This is a genomic window from Pectobacterium polaris (assembly GCF_002307355.1).
GTDB classification, from domain to species: Bacteria; Pseudomonadota; Gammaproteobacteria; order Enterobacterales; family Enterobacteriaceae; genus Pectobacterium; species Pectobacterium polare.
The window spans coordinates 3,217,547-3,234,523 of the sequence record NZ_CP017481.1 but is presented as its reverse complement, the minus strand read 5'-3'; the positions used below and the strand labels follow the sequence as shown (position 1 = coordinate 3,234,523).

The 16,977-nt window shown below is 51.2% G+C and carries 10 protein-coding genes and 1 pseudogene; 5 read left to right on the top strand and 6 right to left on the bottom strand.

Annotated elements, in window-relative coordinates:
* Nucleotides 1-146: 146 nt before the first annotated feature.
* Together BJJ97_RS14495 and rlmKL are read right to left on the bottom strand one after the other, a co-directional pair.
* Entirely contained in the window at nucleotides 147-2,057 is a 1,911-nt protein-coding gene (locus BJJ97_RS14495; RefSeq protein ID WP_095994391.1) for an ABC transporter ATP-binding protein, read from the bottom strand.
* Nucleotides 2,058-2,060: 3 nt separating this feature from the next.
* Nucleotides 2,061-4,178 (bottom strand): bifunctional 23S rRNA (guanine(2069)-N(7))-methyltransferase RlmK/23S rRNA (guanine(2445)-N(2))-methyltransferase RlmL, encoded by a 2,118-nt coding sequence (gene rlmKL, locus BJJ97_RS14490; protein ID WP_095995381.1) that lies wholly within the window; start codon nucleotides 4,176-4,178, stop codon nucleotides 2,061-2,063.
* Nucleotides 4,179-4,288: 110 nt separating this feature from the next.
* Here rlmKL and BJJ97_RS14485 point away from each other — a divergent pair.
* Nucleotides 4,289-5,391: pseudogene (locus tag BJJ97_RS14485) on the top strand (YcbX family protein).
* A gap of 53 nt (nucleotides 5,392-5,444) precedes the next feature.
* Here the strand turns inward: BJJ97_RS14485 and BJJ97_RS14480 are convergent.
* From BJJ97_RS14480 to pepN, 3 genes are all read right to left on the bottom strand, one after another.
* On the bottom strand, nucleotides 5,445-6,032 hold the full coding sequence (locus BJJ97_RS14480; RefSeq protein WP_095699275.1) for a cell division protein ZapC: 588 nt from the start codon (nucleotides 6,030-6,032) through the stop codon (nucleotides 5,445-5,447).
* 200 nt (nucleotides 6,033-6,232) lie between these two features.
* A complete protein-coding gene (gene pyrD / locus BJJ97_RS14475) occupies nucleotides 6,233-7,243 on the bottom strand; it encodes a quinone-dependent dihydroorotate dehydrogenase (protein ID WP_095699274.1) in 1,011 nt (336 codons plus the stop codon).
* 205 nt (nucleotides 7,244-7,448) lie between these two features.
* On the bottom strand, nucleotides 7,449-10,064 hold the full coding sequence (gene pepN, locus BJJ97_RS14470) for an aminopeptidase N (RefSeq protein WP_095994390.1): 2,616 nt from the start codon (nucleotides 10,062-10,064) through the stop codon (nucleotides 7,449-7,451).
* A gap of 223 nt (nucleotides 10,065-10,287) precedes the next feature.
* Between pepN and pncB the strand changes: the two genes are divergently transcribed.
* From pncB to BJJ97_RS14450, 4 genes are all read left to right on the top strand, one after another.
* Complete coding sequence (gene pncB / locus BJJ97_RS14465; protein ID WP_095994389.1) at nucleotides 10,288-11,493, top strand: nicotinate phosphoribosyltransferase; 1,206 nt, start codon at nucleotides 10,288-10,290, stop codon at nucleotides 11,491-11,493.
* A gap of 392 nt (nucleotides 11,494-11,885) precedes the next feature.
* Entirely contained in the window at nucleotides 11,886-13,286 is a 1,401-nt protein-coding gene (gene asnS / locus BJJ97_RS14460; RefSeq protein WP_095994388.1) for an asparagine--tRNA ligase, read from the top strand.
* Between the two features lie 295 nt (nucleotides 13,287-13,581).
* Entirely contained in the window at nucleotides 13,582-14,655 is a 1,074-nt protein-coding gene (locus BJJ97_RS14455) for a porin (protein WP_095994387.1), read from the top strand.
* A gap of 328 nt (nucleotides 14,656-14,983) precedes the next feature.
* Nucleotides 14,984-16,174, top strand: coding sequence for an amino acid aminotransferase (locus BJJ97_RS14450; protein ID WP_095994386.1), 1,191 nt, complete (start codon nucleotides 14,984-14,986; stop codon nucleotides 16,172-16,174).
* 99 nt (nucleotides 16,175-16,273) lie between these two features.
* On the opposite strand, the gene BJJ97_RS14445 is transcribed toward BJJ97_RS14450, so the two are convergent.
* Nucleotides 16,274-16,921 (bottom strand): MBL fold metallo-hydrolase, encoded by a 648-nt coding sequence (locus BJJ97_RS14445; protein WP_095994385.1) that lies wholly within the window; start codon nucleotides 16,919-16,921, stop codon nucleotides 16,274-16,276.
* Nucleotides 16,922-16,977: the final 56 nt, after the last annotated feature.

Below are 16,977 nucleotides of genomic sequence, written 5' to 3'. Positions count from 1 at the left end.
GATCGTGCTTGTGTTGAAGATCAGGGTCATGCCGATCGTGATGGGAACACACGCATTCTCTCCTTCAAAGTTCGTCAGCTTATAACCAAAAAACCATCAATACGAGACGTTACGCCCGTATTGATGGTGCTACACAGCAACGCGTATTAGCCGTTTTTCTGTGCTTCCAGCTCTTCCCAACGTTCGAAACAGGTTTCCAGCGCACTTTCCGCTTCCGCCAGCGCGCTTAAGACCTGCTGCGTCTCTTCGCGTGGGCGGTTAAAGAAACTGGCGTCATTCATTTGCGCTTGCAGCGACGCAATTTCCTGCTCCAGTTGCTCAAGACGCTGCGGCAATTGGTCTAATTCGCGCTGCTGGTTATAACTTAATTTCCCCGTGCTTCGTTTAGCGGACGGTGCGGTGTTCACCGTCGCCGCTGGCGCGGTTACCGCCGATGCAGCCGTCGTCCGCAGTGGTGTCGCCGTTGCACGCTGCTGTTGCGCATCAAAATACCCGCCGACAAAGCGAGAAATCTTGCCCTCGCCTTCAAAGATCCAGCATTCGGTAACCGAATTATCAACGAACTGACGATCGTGGCTGACCAGCAGAACCGTTCCCTGATAGCTTTCGATTAACTCTTCCAGCAATTCCAGCGTTTCCACATCCAGATCGTTGGTCGGTTCATCGAGAATCAACAGGTTACTGGGTTTGAGGAACAAACGCGCCAACAGCAGGCGGTTACGCTCCCCACCCGACAACGCTTTTACTGGCGTCATGGCGCGTTTCGGATGGAACAGGAAGTCCTGCAAATAGCCCAGCACATGACGTGAACGGCCGTTGACCATCACTTCCTGTTTACCTTCTGCCAGGTTGTCCATCACCGTACGTTCTGGATCGAGTTCAGCGCGGTGCTGATCGAAATAGGCAACTTCCAGCTTCGTGCCACAGTGCACGCGTCCGCTGATCGGCTCTAACCCACCCAGCATTAATTTTAGCAGCGTGGTTTTACCGCAGCCATTCGGCCCTACTAACGCAATCTTATCGCCGCGCTGCACCTGAGCGGAGAAATTGCTCGTCAGCACTTTATTGTCAACCTGATAGCTTACCTCTTCCAGCTCAAACACAATCTTGCCGGAGCGGGCAGCTTCTTCAACCTGCATTTTCGCCGAGCCCATGACTTCACGGCGCTGCGCGCGATCCTGACGCATGGCTTTCAGCGCTCGTACGCGGCCTTCATTACGGGTACGACGAGCTTTGATGCCCTGACGAATCCACACTTCTTCCTGCGCCAGCTTGCGATCGAACTCTGCATTTTGCAGATCTTCTACCCGCAGCGCTTCTTCTTTCCCTTCCAGATATTTTTCGTAGTTACCCGGCCAGGAAACCAGTTTTCCGCGATCGAGGTCGACAATGCGGGTCGCCATATTGCGAATAAACGAGCGGTCATGGGAGATAAAGACAATGCTGCCCTGGAACGTTTTCAGGAAGGTTTCCAGCCAGTCAATCGTCTCAATATCCAGATGGTTAGTTGGTTCATCCAGCAGCAGCACGCGCGGCGAACTCACCAGCGCTCTGCCGAGTGCAGCTTTACGCAGCCAGCCACCGGAAAGCGAAGCCAGCGGCGCATCGGCGGATAGACCAAGCTGTTCCAACACCTCGTGAATGCGACTTTCCAGTTGCCACAGGCCCTGATGCTCCAGAACGTCCTGCAACTTAGCCAGTTGATTCAGGTTCTTTTCACTCGGGTCGCTTTCGACCAAACGCAGCATGGCGTGATAGTTTTTCAGGTGATCCGCCTGCGCGGCGACCCCTTCAGCAACAAAATCAAAGACGCTACCAGCAACATCACGCGGGGGATCCTGTTGCAGGCGCGCGACAATCAGATCCTGTTCATAGGTGATACGGCCATCATCCAGCGGGATTTCTTTGGCCAGAATTTTCAGCAGGGTCGATTTGCCCGCGCCGTTACGGCCAACCAGACAAACGCGCTCATTCTCTTCGATATGGAGTTCGGTGTTATCCAACAGCGGCGCATCGCTGAACGACAGCCACGCACCTGAAACACTGATTAAAGACATCGGTTACTTTTCCTCACCGGCATGCGTTAGCAGCCAGCAGTTATGAATTTGACGATTACGGGCAAAATCCTGCGATTGGGTCTGTGCGGTAATTTCTTTGGCGTTCAGCCCCAGCGCAGTCAGACCAGCGGTATCCATCTGGAAGCCGCGTTTATTGTTCGAGAACATGATGGTGCCGCCACGACGCAGCAGGCGTTTGAGATCTTTCATCAGCGCCAAATGATCGCGCTGGACATCAAACGACTCTTCCATACGTTTTGAGTTAGAGAAGGTCGGCGGGTCAATGAAGATCACATCAAATTGCTCATGGCCGTTATGTAACCATGACAGGCAATCTGCTTGGATCAGACGATGCTGACGCCCGGTCAGGCCATTTACCCGCAGGTTTTTCTCTGCCCATTCCAGATAGGTGCGTGACATATCGACGGTGGTCGTTGAACGTGCACCGCCCAGCCCAGCATGCACACTCGCCGTGCCGGTGTAGGCAAACAGGTTAAGGAAATCTTTGCCACGGCTCATCTCACCCAGCATTTTGCGGGCGATGCGGTGGTCGAGGAATAAACCGGTATCGAGGTAGTCGGTCAGGTTGACCCACAGCTTGGCACCAAACTCTTCCATCAGCAGGAAGTCGCCTTTCTGCGCCAGTTTCTCGTACTGGTTTTTCCCTTTCTGACGTTCACGCGTTTTCAGCACCAAACGATTCGACGGTAATTCCAGCACGCTCAGCGTCGCGTTGATCACATCAAACAGGCGCTGACGGGCTTTTTGTGCATCAATGGTTTTCGGCGGCGCATACTCTTGTACGACGACCCAACTGCCGTAGCGGTCAACCGCCACATTATATTCAGGCAGATCGGCATCATAAATGCGATAGCACTCAACCCCCTGCTGCTTCGCCCACTTCTCCAGCTTGCGCAGGTTCTTGCGTAGGCGGTTGGCAAAGTCTTCTGCGATTTGCCCCGCAGATTCACTCTGTGTTTCCGCCAGTTGATAATTTTTCTGTACACAGTCCAGCGGGCCGTTTTTCGCCTTGAATTGGCGCTCAGCACGCAGTTGCAAACAACTCAGCAGTTCCGGCGATGCGCTGAACAGCGAGAGCTGCCAGCCACCAAAGTCGCTTTTCATCTTACGACCCAGCATATTATGCAGGGCGATCAGCGCGGGTTCACTTTCCAGACGCTCACCGTAAGGCGGGTTGCTGACAACCGTACCTTTCGGGCCTTCCGGCAGTGGATTTTTTAGCTGTGCAGCATCTCTCACGTCAAAAGAAATCAGTTCGGCAACGCCTGCGCGGCGCGCATTAGCTTTGGCGATCTCGATCACTCGACGGTCATTATCCGATCCGAAGAAACGCGACGTCGTCGTCTGCAAACCTTGGCTAGCACGCTGCTGCGCTTCCGTCGTCACCTCACGCCACAGTTCGGCATCGTGTTTTAACCAGGCGTTAAATCCCCAGTGCGTACGATGCAAGCCGGGCGCGCGATCGGACGCGATCATAGCGGCTTCGATCAGCAACGTACCGGAACCACACATCGGGTCGACCAGCGGCGTGCCGTTCTGCCAGCCGGAGCGTAAAACAATCGCCGCCGCCAGATTCTCTTTTAGCGGTGCCAGTCCAGCCAGATCGCGGTAACCACGCTGATGTAAGCCGTCGCCGCTTAAATCCAGCGACACGCTGGCCATATCACGCTGTAAAAAGACGTTAACGCGAATATCCGGCTGCTGTTTCGCCACGTCTGGGCGCTGCCCGGTTTTCCGTGTGAAGCTATCCACAATCGCATCTTTAACTTTTAATGCGCCGTACTGGCTGTTGCGGATATCTTCATTGGTGCCGGTAAAATGCACGGCAAAGGTTTTATCGATGCTGAAGATCGTTGACCAGTCAATCGCCTGCACGCCCAGATATAAATCCAGATCGCTGTGTACCTTGAATTCATTTAGCGGCAGCAGAATGCGCGATGCCAGACGGCTCCACAGCAGGCTCTGGTACAGCAGGCGGTTGTCACCCTCAAAATGGACACCGCCCTGCACAACCGCACAGGACTGCGCACCCAATGATTCGAGTTCGCTTTTTAATAACTCTTCCAATCCCCGCGCCGTACTGGCAAACAAAGCATTCATGTCGTCACTATCACCAAAAAATAGATTCATAAAAGAAATTGAGGCGCATTATAGCTAATCCGAGACGCTTGTCATAAAGTTGCCGTTTTACTTTGGCAAGGAACAGGTCAGTGATTGGCGTAACGCGGCTTTATATTCATCCGGTAAAATCGATGCGGGGCTACAACTCTCCCATGCAATGGCGTCTGTCAGCGGTTTGGCGAACGATCGTGCCTTCATGATTACCGAATCGGATGGCACATTTATTACTGCCCGCCAGTATCCGCAAATGGTGCTATTTACCCCCGCCTTGTTACCCGATGGACTGTTTATTGCTGCGCCGGATGGTCAAACGGCCACTATCCGTTTTGCCGACTTCACCGAAACACCTCAGCCGACAGAAGTCTGGGGGACGCACTTTACGGCACTCGTCGCCCCTGAAGCCATCAATGTCTGGTTAAGCCACTATTTTCAGCGTGCCGTACAGCTTCGCTGGGTGGGCAATGAGCCATCGCGGCGAGTTAAGCATTATCCTGATGTTCCTCTGGCCTTTGCCGATGGCTATCCGTTTCTGTTAATTAATGATGCCTCATTTCAGGCGCTACGCCAGCGCTGTTCCGCCGGCATCAAAATCGAACAGTTTCGCCCCAATTTGGTCGTAACAGGCGCGGAAGCCTTTGCCGAAGACAGTTGGAAGACCATTCGGATTGGCGAGGTTATTTTTGACGTCGTCAAACCCTGTAGCCGCTGCATTTTCACCACCGTCAGCATCGAACGTGGCCGTAAGCATCCGTCAGGAGAACCACTGGCAACGCTGCAATCTTTCCGTACTGCCGAGAACGGCGACGTTGATTTTGGGCAAAATCTGGTCGCCAGAAATACGGGCATCATTCGCGTGGGCGATACATTGGAAGTGTTAGCAACCAAACCGCCACGTCCTTATGGTTCTGGTCAGGTGGTCGAAAGCCTTGTGGTTCCCGAAAAAAGCGAACAGGCCATCACTATCCACTATCAGGGAAAATCGTTACAAGGGAACAATCAGCAGATTTTACTGGAACAGTTGGAGCAACAGGGTATTCGAATCCCCTATTCTTGTCGGGCAGGATTGTGCGGGTGCTGTAAATTGACGTTAGTCAGCGGAGAGGTTTCCGCACTGAAGCAAAGCGCCATCAGAGAAAACGGCGAGATTCTTACCTGTAGCTGTATTCCGCAGAGTGACGTTCATCTGCAATAGTCGAAGAAAAGCCAACGCACATGCAGCTTGAAGTATGACGGGTATATGGTGGTTTAGACGACCTTGGCATACTCAAATGCCGACGTGCCTTCGCCCAACGTGGTTTCCCACTCAGCCCTATTCTGAACGACGGCAGGCATGAGTCTGTCGTGCATGATTTTTATGGCGTCACCCAGCCCCATGGTTTTTCCACTTAATGACAGCTGTTCTTGCGCCAGCAAACAGAGGCAAGCTTTATCCCCGGCTTCCGCCACCAGGAAACAGGCCGTTTCATGGGTTTCCGTGAGCTGTACTTGTACAACATCACCCGCCTGCGGCGAATACATTACGGCATCCGGCTGTTGGATGAAGTGCCAGCTTTTTGGCATAAGCGGTTTTAGGAACCGGCTTGCGACCAGCGCATTCAAAACTAATTCGCCTTGGAGGTCACGATGCAGTGCCGCTTTCTGACATTTGTCGTTATAGGTAAAAAATAGCGCGGCATCGTCAACACAAAATGCACATTCATTGAATGCATCCGGCGTTAGCATTTTAGACGGAAAACGAGAACGGAATAACATGCCGTTAGCCAAATCCAACATCAGGCGATCGTGTTCGGTATCAAAATACCAGCGCCAGTTATCGTCAGGTTTTAGCTTCATATTATTTACCCTTCGCCTTCACAGTAGAAATATCAGAAATGGCTGATTGTGTTTTCTCACATCACAATAATCGTTCATCGTCACAAACATTGTGGCAAGAAGATCAGTCATCGGTTGATAGATTATTTACGCAAACGGATAAAATATAGACTAGCCGGGGGATAAATAAACCCCCAGCTAAAAATGAAAGGCATTTCGGATTAAATATGTGTAACGATATCTTTAATCAGGCGTGGACCGTGGAAAATAAAGCCTGAATATATCTGTACCAGCGACGCGCCAGCTTCCATTTTTTCGCGTGCGGCGACCAAAGAATCAATTCCGCCGACGCCAATAATCGGCAAACGTCCCGCTAATTCCTGTGACAAACGGCGGATAATTTCCGTGCTGCTTGTCTGCAACGGACGTCCACTTAATCCCCCGGTTTGCCCGCAGTGGTTTAATCCCTGAATCAGTTTTCTGTCGAGCGTCGTATTGGTTGCAATCACACCGTCGATGTTATGGCGAACCAAACTGTCGGCAATTTGGATCAATTCTTCTTCAGAAAGATCCGGCGCGATCTTTACCGCCACGGGAACATATTTCTGATGCTTATCTTTTAATTCCGTCTGCTTGTTCTTTATCGCCAGCAAAAGATCGTCCAACGCTTCACCATATTGCAGGCTGCGTAATCCCGGCGTATTCGGTGACGAAATGTTGATCGCGATATAGCCTGCGTGAGGATAAACCTTATCCATGCAGATCAAATAATCGTCTTTACCTTGCTCAACCGGCGTGTCTTTATTCTTGCCGATGTTGATCCCTAATACACCGCCAAAACGTGTTTTCTTTACATTCTCGACCAGATAATCCACGCCTTTATTATTGAAACCCATCCGGTTGATCAATCCTTCCGCTTCCACTACGCGGAATAATCTTGGTTTGTCATTACCGGATTGTGGACGCGGCGTTACCGTCCCCACTTCAATAAAACCAAATCCCATTGCGCCTAACGCATCAATACATTCACCGTCTTTATCTAATCCCGCCGCCAGACCGAGTGGGTTTTTAAAAGATAATCCCATGCAGGTAACGGGTTTAGTCGGAACGGATTGGCGGACGAGAAATTCAAAAGGCGTGTTGGTAATACGGCGTAATTGTTGGAAGGTCAGCTCATGTGCTCGCTCTGGATCGAGCTGAAACAGGGCTTTTTTGATAACGGGATAGAACATATTGTCTCCTGAGATCCCTATCGCAAAGGTATCTTGCCTACGCTGGAAGTAAGCAATAGTGGATTACGGTTTAACTCACGGTCGGTGATGGTAATTCCATCTTTGCGGAAAGTAAAACGTTTGCGGGAACCGGAGATCGTGATGCGGGAATTATCGCCACACGCGGCAGGATACCGCGTGTGGCTGTGCTAATCGCGTGGCAGGATTAGTCTTGCAGTGCCTTGCTGATCTTCTCGAACAGATCGCCAGACAGATTTTCCAACGTCTTCAGTTGCTCCAGCGCCTGACGCATTTGCGCCTGACGTTTAGCATCATAGCGTTTCAAGCGGATCAACGGTTCGATCACCCGCGCCGCGACCTGCGGGTTACGGGTGTTCAAGTCGCTCAGGATCTCCGTCAGGAAGCGATAGCCGCTGCCGTCTTCAGCATGGAACGCCGACGGATTAGCGGCCGCAAACGCTCCCACCAGCGAACGCAGGCGGTTAGGGTTGTTCAGGCTGAATGAACGGTGCTGTAGCAGCTCACGCACACGGGTCAGTACATCGGCTGCCGGGCTGGTGGCTTGCAGCACAAACCATTTATCCATGACCAAACCATCCTGATGCCAGCGGTTATCAAACTGCGTCAGCAGGTCATCACGCACCGGCAGTTGAGCCTCAACCGCCGCCGACAACGCCGCCAGCGAATCTGTCATATTATCCGCCTGACGGAACTGCGCTTGCACCAGTTTATCCGCCTGATCGGCATCGTTGAATGCCAGATAATGCAGGCAGACGTTGCGTAACGCGCGTTTACCCATATCTGCGTGTTCGATACGATATTGCGGCGCATGATTCGCGTGGTATACCGCCAGCCACTCATCCGCCATCTCTTTCGCCATCGTACGCGTCATACTCTCACGCACGGCAGCGATCGCCGTCGGATCGATGATGTCAAACAGCTCAGCAATCTCGTTTTCGCTCGGCAATGTCAGAATCTGAGAAGCCAGCATCGGATCCAGCTTTTCATCCAGCAACACGCCACGGAAAGCATCCACAACATGCATCGGCACAGAAAGCGGCTGTTTCTGCTGATAGCGGGAAACGTTCAGACGGATATAGTTAGCCAGCAGGCTCTGTGCAGCATCCCAACGCGAGAACGCATTGCTGGCGTAGCGCATCAGGAATGTCAGCTGCTCATCGCTCCACGCATAGTTCAGTTTTACCGGTGCAGAGAACTCACGTAATAAAGAAGGAATCGGACGGCAAGGCACCTGATCGAAAATGAACGTCTGTTCAGATTCGGTCACATTAAGCACCGACGCCAGCAGTTGGCCGTCTTTCTGTAGCGGAATGACCTTCCCTTGCGGATCGTACAGTTCGATATCCAACGGAATGTGCAGCGGTAGCTTCGGCTGTTTATCGGCACCGACTGGGGTCGTTTGGCTCACACTCAGCAGATATTGTTGCGTCTGCGGATCGTAATCATCACGCACAGTCAGCACCGGCGTGCCCGACTGGCTATACCAGCGACGGAACTGCGTGAGATCGACTCCGGAAGCCTCTTCCATCGCCAGCACAAAGTCATCACAGGTCGCCGCGCTACCGTCGTGACGCTCAAAATACAGACGAATACCGGCCTGGAAGCCTTCTTCACCTAATAAAGTGTGCATCATGCGGATCACTTCCGATCCCTTTTCATAGACCGTCAGCGTGTAGAAGTTATTCATCTCGATCACCTGATCGGGACGAATCGGATGCGACATCGGGCTGGCATCTTCAGCAAACTGCGCACCGCGCATCACGCGCACGTTATCAATACGGTTCACCGGACGCGAACCCAAATCGGAGCTGAACTCCTGATCGCGGAACACCGTCAGCCCTTCTTTCAGGCTAAGCTGGAACCAATCGCGGCAGGTGACGCGGTTGCCTGTCCAGTTGTGGAAATATTCATGGCCGATCACCGCTTCAATATTCAGATAGTCTTTATCCGTCGCAGTTTCTGCCTTGGCCAGCACGTATTTAGAGTTGAATACGTTCAGCCCTTTGTTTTCCATCGCCCCCATGTTGAAGAAATCAACGGCGACGATCATATAGATGTCGAGATCGTATTCCAGACCGAAACGTTCTTCGTCCCACTTCATTGAATTCTTCAGCGAAGTCATCGCCCAGCCGGCACGATCGAGGTTGCCACGGTCAACATACAGCTCCAGCGCCACATCGCGACCAGAACGTGTCGTGAAGCGATCCTGAAGGACATCAAAGTCGCCAGCAACCAGCGCGAACAGATAAGCCGGTTTCGGGAAGGGATCCTGCCATTCAATCCAGTGGCGGCCGCCTTCCAGCTCTCCTTGCGCGATACGATTGCCGTTAGAGAGTAAATAAGGATAGCGAGCTTTATCCGCGATGATGCGCGTCGTGAATTTCGCCAACACGTCCGGTCGGTCGAGATAATAGGTAATGTGGCGGAACCCTTCGGCCTCACACTGCGTACAGAGCGCATCGCCAGAAAGGTATAACCCTTCCAGCGCGCTATTGGCGGCAGGATTGATTTCCGTTTCAATGCTGAGCGTAAAACGTGCGGGTAATTGCGTCAGAATCAGGCCATCGTCCTGCTGCTGGTAATGTGTCCACGGCTGACCATCAACGCTCAGGCTAATCAGTTTCAGCCCTTCGCCATCCAGCTTCAACGGCGCGCCAGCGTCCCCCTGCAGCACCACCTGACTAACGGCTTTTACGTGAGTTTTTTCAGCATGGAGATCGAAATCCAGTGCAATATCAGTAATGGTGTAATCCGGCGCACGGTAGTCATGGCGATATTTTATTTGCGGCTGTTGATTCATATAAAGTTTCCACCTCGTCATAAGCATCAAAGATCAAGTCTAAGCCTGTTATCTTAATGTTACCACGACAAAATAATGAGGATAATCATCGTATCGCGGTTCACTCCCGCACGTCTCGCTATGTTGTCGTAATGTAATAAACGGATAATCAAGGTATACTGGCCGAACATTGCTGATTGTCCCAATGGTGGATAGGCATCTTACAAGGATGCTGTAACGCATTATGACTTTGCACACTTCCCCGATTCTGCACTCATTGCTGGATACCGATGCCTACAAGCTGCACATGCAACAGGCGGTGTATCATCACTATTATGATGTCGACGTTGCGGCTGAATTTCGCTGTCGCGGTGATGAGTTATTAGGCACTTACGCTGATGAGATAGCGCATCAGGTCGATCTGATGCGTTTCTTGTCATTAAGTGACGATGAGTTCACCTATCTTTCTTCTCTGCCGTTCTTTAAGCCCGATTATCTCCACTGGCTGCAGGACTTCCGTTTTAATCCGCAGCAGGTTTCGATCAAGAATCATGCTGGCAAGCTGGATATCCGCATCACTGGGCCATGGCGTGAAGTGATTTTGTGGGAAGTTCCCTTGCTGGCCGTGATCAGTGAAGTCGTGCATCGCGATCGCTCGCCCAACGTCACGACTGAGCAGGCGCTTGCCCAACTGTCAGCCTCACTCGAGAGCTTCCGCCAGAACAGCGCGGATGTGGATCTCAGCCAATTCAAGCTAATGGATTTCGGCACGCGCCGGCGTTTCTCTCGTGATGTCCAGCAGACGATTGTTACGACGCTACGAGCCGACTTCCCTTATCTCATCGGCACCAGCAATTACGATCTGGCACGCCGTTTGGATATCACGCCTGTCGGTACGCAGGCGCACGAGTGGTTTCAGGCACATCAGCAGATTAGTCCGACGCTGGCAAACAGCCAGCGCGCCGCGCTACAAATGTGGCTACGGGAATATCCCACACATTTGGGTATTGCGTTGACCGACTGCATCACTATGGATGCCTTCCTGCGCGATTTCGATTTGCCGTTCGCCGAAGCCTATCAGGGGCTGCGCCACGATTCTGGCGATCCGGTCGATTGGGGCGAAAAAGCCATTGCGCATTATCAGCGCCTGAACATCGATCCGATGAGCAAAACGCTGGTCTTCTCCGACAACCTGAATCTGGATAAAGCGCTGACGCTGTATCGTCATTTCGGGCAGCGCGTGAATCTGGTATTTGGTATCGGCACGCGCCTGACGTGTGATATCCCCGGCGTGAAACCGCTGAATATCGTGATCAAGCTGGTGGAATGTAATGGCAAGCCGGTGGCAAAACTCTCCGATAGCCCAGGGAAAACTATCTGCCAGGATCAGAACTTCGTGTGTGAGTTGCGTAAAGCGTTTGACCTGCCCCGCGTGAAAAAGGCCAGTTGAAACGTCCCTCTTATCCCCTAATACCCTAAATAATTCGAGTTTCAGGCAGGCGGCAAGAGAAGGAATCCCGATGAGCTTACTCAGGTAAGTGATTCGGGTGACAAATCTGCCGGGAGCAGATTTGAACGCTGCTTGCAGCGGCCCTTCAGGGCGAGGCCCACGATGGGCCGAGTATTTGAACGCAGCCAACGCACATGCAACTTGAAGGATGACGGGTATTGACCAACTTTGCAGCAGATTCACCCGCATGAGCGAAAACTTCGCGCCATTCCGGTGATTTCTGCTTGTGTCCTGTTGCATCGCAAGTAACATAGCAAATGGCTCGGATTGGGCCATTTAGCGTTTTAACCACGATATTTTTCTTAAACACGATTAATTAAAGAGAGAATTTTATGAGCGTAGTGCCTGTAGTCGATGTACTGCAAGGCCGTGTCGCCGTTGACAGCGAAGTCACCGTGCGCGGCTGGGTACGTACCCGGAGAGATTCTAAAGCCGGTATCTCCTTTATCGCCGTTTATGACGGCTCCTGCTTTAATCCATTACAGGCTGTCGTTAATAATAATCTCTCCAATTATCAGGATGACGTACTGCACCTGACTACCGGCTGCTCCGTTGAAATCACCGGTAACGTCGTCGCGTCTCCAGGTGAAGGCCAGAGCTTCGAACTGCAAGCCACCAACGTCAATGTTGTCGGCTGGGTTGACGATCCTGATACCTACCCGATGGCGGCAAAGCGTCACAGCATCGAATATCTGCGTGAAGTGGCGCACCTGCGTCCACGCACGAATCTGATCGGTGCCGTTGCGCGCGTTCGCCATACGCTGGCGCAGGCGATTCACCGCTTCTTCCACGAGAACGGTTACTTCTGGGTATCTACCCCGCTGATTACCGCATCGGATACCGAAGGCGCGGGTGAAATGTTCCGCGTTTCTACTCTCGATCTGGAAAATCTGCCGCGTACCGAACAAGGTAAAGTGGATTTCAGCGAAGATTTCTTCGGTAAAGAAGCGTTCCTGACTGTATCCGGTCAACTGAATGGCGAAACCTATGCCTGTGCGCTGTCCAACGTCTATACCTTTGGCCCAACGTTCCGTGCGGAAAACTCTAACACCAGCCGCCATCTGGCTGAGTTTTGGATGATCGAACCGGAAGTCGCCTTCGCCTCTTTGGATGACGTCGCGGCGTTGGCCGAAAACCTGCTGAAATATGTTTTCCAGGCCGTCCTGAACGAACGTGCCGATGATATGGCGTTCTTTGCTGAGCGCGTTGATAAAGAAGCCATCACTCGACTGGAGAAATTCGTCAGTTCCGATTTCGCACAGGTGGACTACACCGACGCTGTCGAGATCCTGCTGAATTGTGGGCAGCAGTTCGAGAACCCAGTTTACTGGGGCGTTGACCTCTCCTCCGAACACGAGCGTTATCTGGCGGAGCAACACTTCAAAGCACCGGTTGTCGTTAAAAACTACCCGAAAGACATCAAAGCCTTCTACATGCGCATGAATGAAGACGGTAAGACCGTTGCTGCAATGGATGTTCTGGCACCGGGAATTGGTGAAATCATCGGTGGCTCTCAGCGTGAAGAGCGTCTGGCTCAGTTGGATAGCCGTCTGGAAGAGATGGGACTGAATAAAGAAGACTACTGGTGGTATCGTGATTTACGTCGTTACGGCACCATTCCACATTCCGGTTTCGGTTTAGGTTTTGAACGATTGATTGCCTATGTTACCGGTGTACAAAATGTGCGCGATGTTATTCCTTTCCCACGCACACCACGGAACGCCAGTTTCTAAATAAAAATTTAATATAAGTAAAACAAATATGTAGAAAAGAAGAGTCGGGTTTCCCGGCTCTTTTTTTTTAATTTTTGTTATGTCTCACAAAGTTCCCTGAATTTTACATTTAGATACACATTATTTCCATTTGTTACTCGATTGCGAACTTTGTAGCATCTTTAGGGTGGATTAACTGGCGAGTGAATGGAAAACTGCGTTCAGACACAGGAAGACACCAAACTTTCAGGAATAGTTCCGTAAAGAATTATTTATGGCAGTGGCAGGTGTCTAAATAACACCAATGAGGGTAATAATGATGAAACGCAACATTCTTGCAGTAGTAATCCCAGCTCTGTTAGTCGCAGGCACAGCCAACGCAGCAGAAATCTATAATAAAGACGCCAACAAGCTGGATCTGAATGGTCGTGTACATGCTGGTTATACTTTCAATAACCAAGACACAGACAACGAAGACAATACCTATGCACGTCTGGGCTTTAAAGGACAGACTCAGATCAACAACGATCTGACTGGTTACGGTACTTTCGAATACCAATTCGATGCCAAGAAAGCCGAAGATAGCAATGGCAGCGCAGGAAAAACCCGTAAAGCGTTTGCTGGTCTGAAATTTGGTGATTTCGGTTCTTTCGACTACGGCCGTAACACAGGCGTAGCTTATAACGGTATGGCTTATACCGACGTGCTGCCGGAAAACGGCGGTGACAGCAGCATCACCGATACCCTGACTGGCCGTATCGGTAACGCCGCAACTTATAACACCTCTAACTTCTTTGGTCTGGTTGACGGCTTAGGTTTCGGTCTGCAATACGTTGCTAAAGACGATACTTCTTCTACCGTTAGCGCAACTGGCAAGAACATCGAACGCAATCACGGCGATGCGTGGGCGACGTCTCTGTCTTATGATACTGATTTCGGCGTAGGCGCGGTTGCTTCTTACGGCTCTTATGAGCGTACCGCTGCTCAACGTGCATCAACTGCTGGTGGTGATCGTGCAGACGTATGGTCAACAGGCCTGAAATACGATGCAAATAACATCTACGTTGCAGCCACTTACGGCGAAGCTCGTAATTTCTATGCACCAATCGATGGCGTTATTGCTGATGAGAGCAAAATCTTCGAAGTGGTTGCACAGTACAACTTTGATTTCGGCCTGACTCCGACAATTGCTTACGTTTCTCGTAAAGACAAAATCAGCAATGTTGTAAACGACTATGGCGTTAAGTATGCAAGCATTGGTGCAACCTATGCATTCAACAAGAACTTCTCTACTTACGCTGAATACGACATTAGCCTGTTGGACAAAAACAACAATTATGGTATCGAAAACAACGATATCGTGAACGTGGGTGTTGTTTACCAGTTCTAAGTTGGCATTGCATAACGTAACGAGTTAATCGTTCGTATTGCATGAAAAGACAGGGCTTCGGCTCTGTCTTTTTTATTGCGTGCTGGGTAGCGATAGCTCTCCACTTTTACGAACCGTCGCCTGCAACGTTGAAAAACGCTCTCCCGCATTTTCTGTTTCTGCTTTACGCCACGCTGCGCCAATTATTCTCGCCTAACCAGTCTTTTATTTCGTCTCTCTCCTTCTCCCTGTTATTTCCCTTTCTTTTTGACATCAACGGTTGGCAAAGCCTTTTACTGACGGTACTCTGAGAATTCTTATTTCATCTCAGTTATGGAACATTCTGGCAATGTTTGAAAATATCTCTGCCGCACCGGCCGATCCTATTCTCGGGCTGACCGATCTTTTCCGCGCCGATGACCGCGCGAATAAAATCAATCTGGGTATTGGTGTCTATAAAGATGAAACCGGTAAAACTCCGGTTCTGACCAGCGTAAAAAAAGCAGAACACTATCTGCTGGAAAATGAAACCACCAAAAATTATCTGGGCATTGACGGTCTGCCAGCATTCGGTCAGTGCACGCAGGAGCTGTTGTTTGGCAAGCAGAATGCCATCATTGCCGACAAACGTGCCCGCACGGCGCAAACGCCAGGCGGAACAGGTGCGTTGCGCGTAGCCGCTGATTTCATTGCAAATCAAACGTCTGCAAAACGCATTTGGATCAGCAATCCAACCTGGCCAAATCACAATAACGTCTTCTCTGCTGTCGGTTTGGAAGTATGTCAGTATGACTACTACGATGCCGCGAACCACGCGCTGGATTTTGATGGCCTGCTGAACAGCCTGAATGCCGCACAAGCCGGTGACGTGGTGCTGTTCCACGGCTGTTGCCACAACCCAACCGGTATCGATCCTACCGCTGAGCAGTGGGCTACGTTGGCCGAACTGTCTGTAGCAAAAGGCTGGCTGCCGCTGTTTGACTTCGCCTATCAGGGCTTTGCTCGTGGGCTCGAAGAAGATGCGGAAGGCCTGCGACTCTTCGCCGCGAAGCACGATGAACTGATCGTATGCAGCTCGTACTCTAAAAACTTCGGTTTGTACAATGAGCGCGTCGGTGCCTGCACGCTGGTTGCTGCAGATGCCGCAACAGCAGACACCGCATTCAGCCAGGTGAAAGCGGCTATTCGTGCAAACTACTCCAACCCACCGTCACACGGCGCAACCGTTGTTGCGACCATTCTGGGCAACGATGCACTGAAAGCCGTCTGGGAACAGGAATTAACGGCGATGCGTGAGCGTATTCAACGCATGCGTCAGCTGTTCGTGAATACCTTGCAGGAAAAAGGGGCAAATCAGGATTTCTCCTTCATCATCAACCAGAATGGGATGTTCTCATTCAGTGGCTTGACCAAAGAGCAGGTTCTGCGTCTGCGTGATGAATTCGGCGTTTACGCGGTGAATTCTGGCCGTATCAACGTTGCAGGAATGACGCCGGAAAACATGGCTCCACTCTGCGAAGCGATTGTTGCCGTACTCTAATCGTTCTGCGATTAAAAAAGCCGACACACTGTGTCGGCTTTTTCATTTCTACCTTTTATTGATAAATTCCTGTCATTTACTGATAAAAGAGTACAGAAATTACCAAATCGCGGCATCTTCACGCAGGAAAGGGTTGGTCTTGCGTTCATGTCCTAACGTCGACATCGGGCCATGTCCTGGAATAAACGTCACATCGTCACCCAGCGGCAGCAGCTTATTTTTGATAGACGCAATCAACGCCTGATGATCCCCCTGTGGGAAATCGGTACGCCCTACGCCACCGTTGAAAATAACATCGCCTACCTGTGCCAGGCTCGATTCTGCATCAAAGAAAACAATGTGGCCCGGTGTATGGCCTGGGCAGTGGAAAACCGCCAGCGTTGTCTCGCCCACGCTAACCTCATCACCTTCCTGTAGCCAACGCGATGGCGTCAGCGGCGCGCATTCTTCCAGACCAAACATACGGCTCTGTGCCGGCAGCCCTTCTAACCAAAAAGCATCTTCAATCTGTGGACCAATAATCGATACCTGATAGTGCTCGGCCAATTCCGCCGCTGCACCCACATGATCCAGATGGCCGTGCGTCAATAGAATCTGCTTAACTGAAATGCCTGCATCCGCGACGGCACGTTTGATTTTTTCTGCATCGCCACCGGGATCGACAATCGCCGCTTCATTCGTTTTTTCACACCATAACAATGTGCAGTTCTGGCTAAATGCCGTCACCGGGACAATTTGATATTTCATATCACTCCATGTTGAATAAACTGAGCGGTTCACTCTGCATTAGCGAACCGTATCAG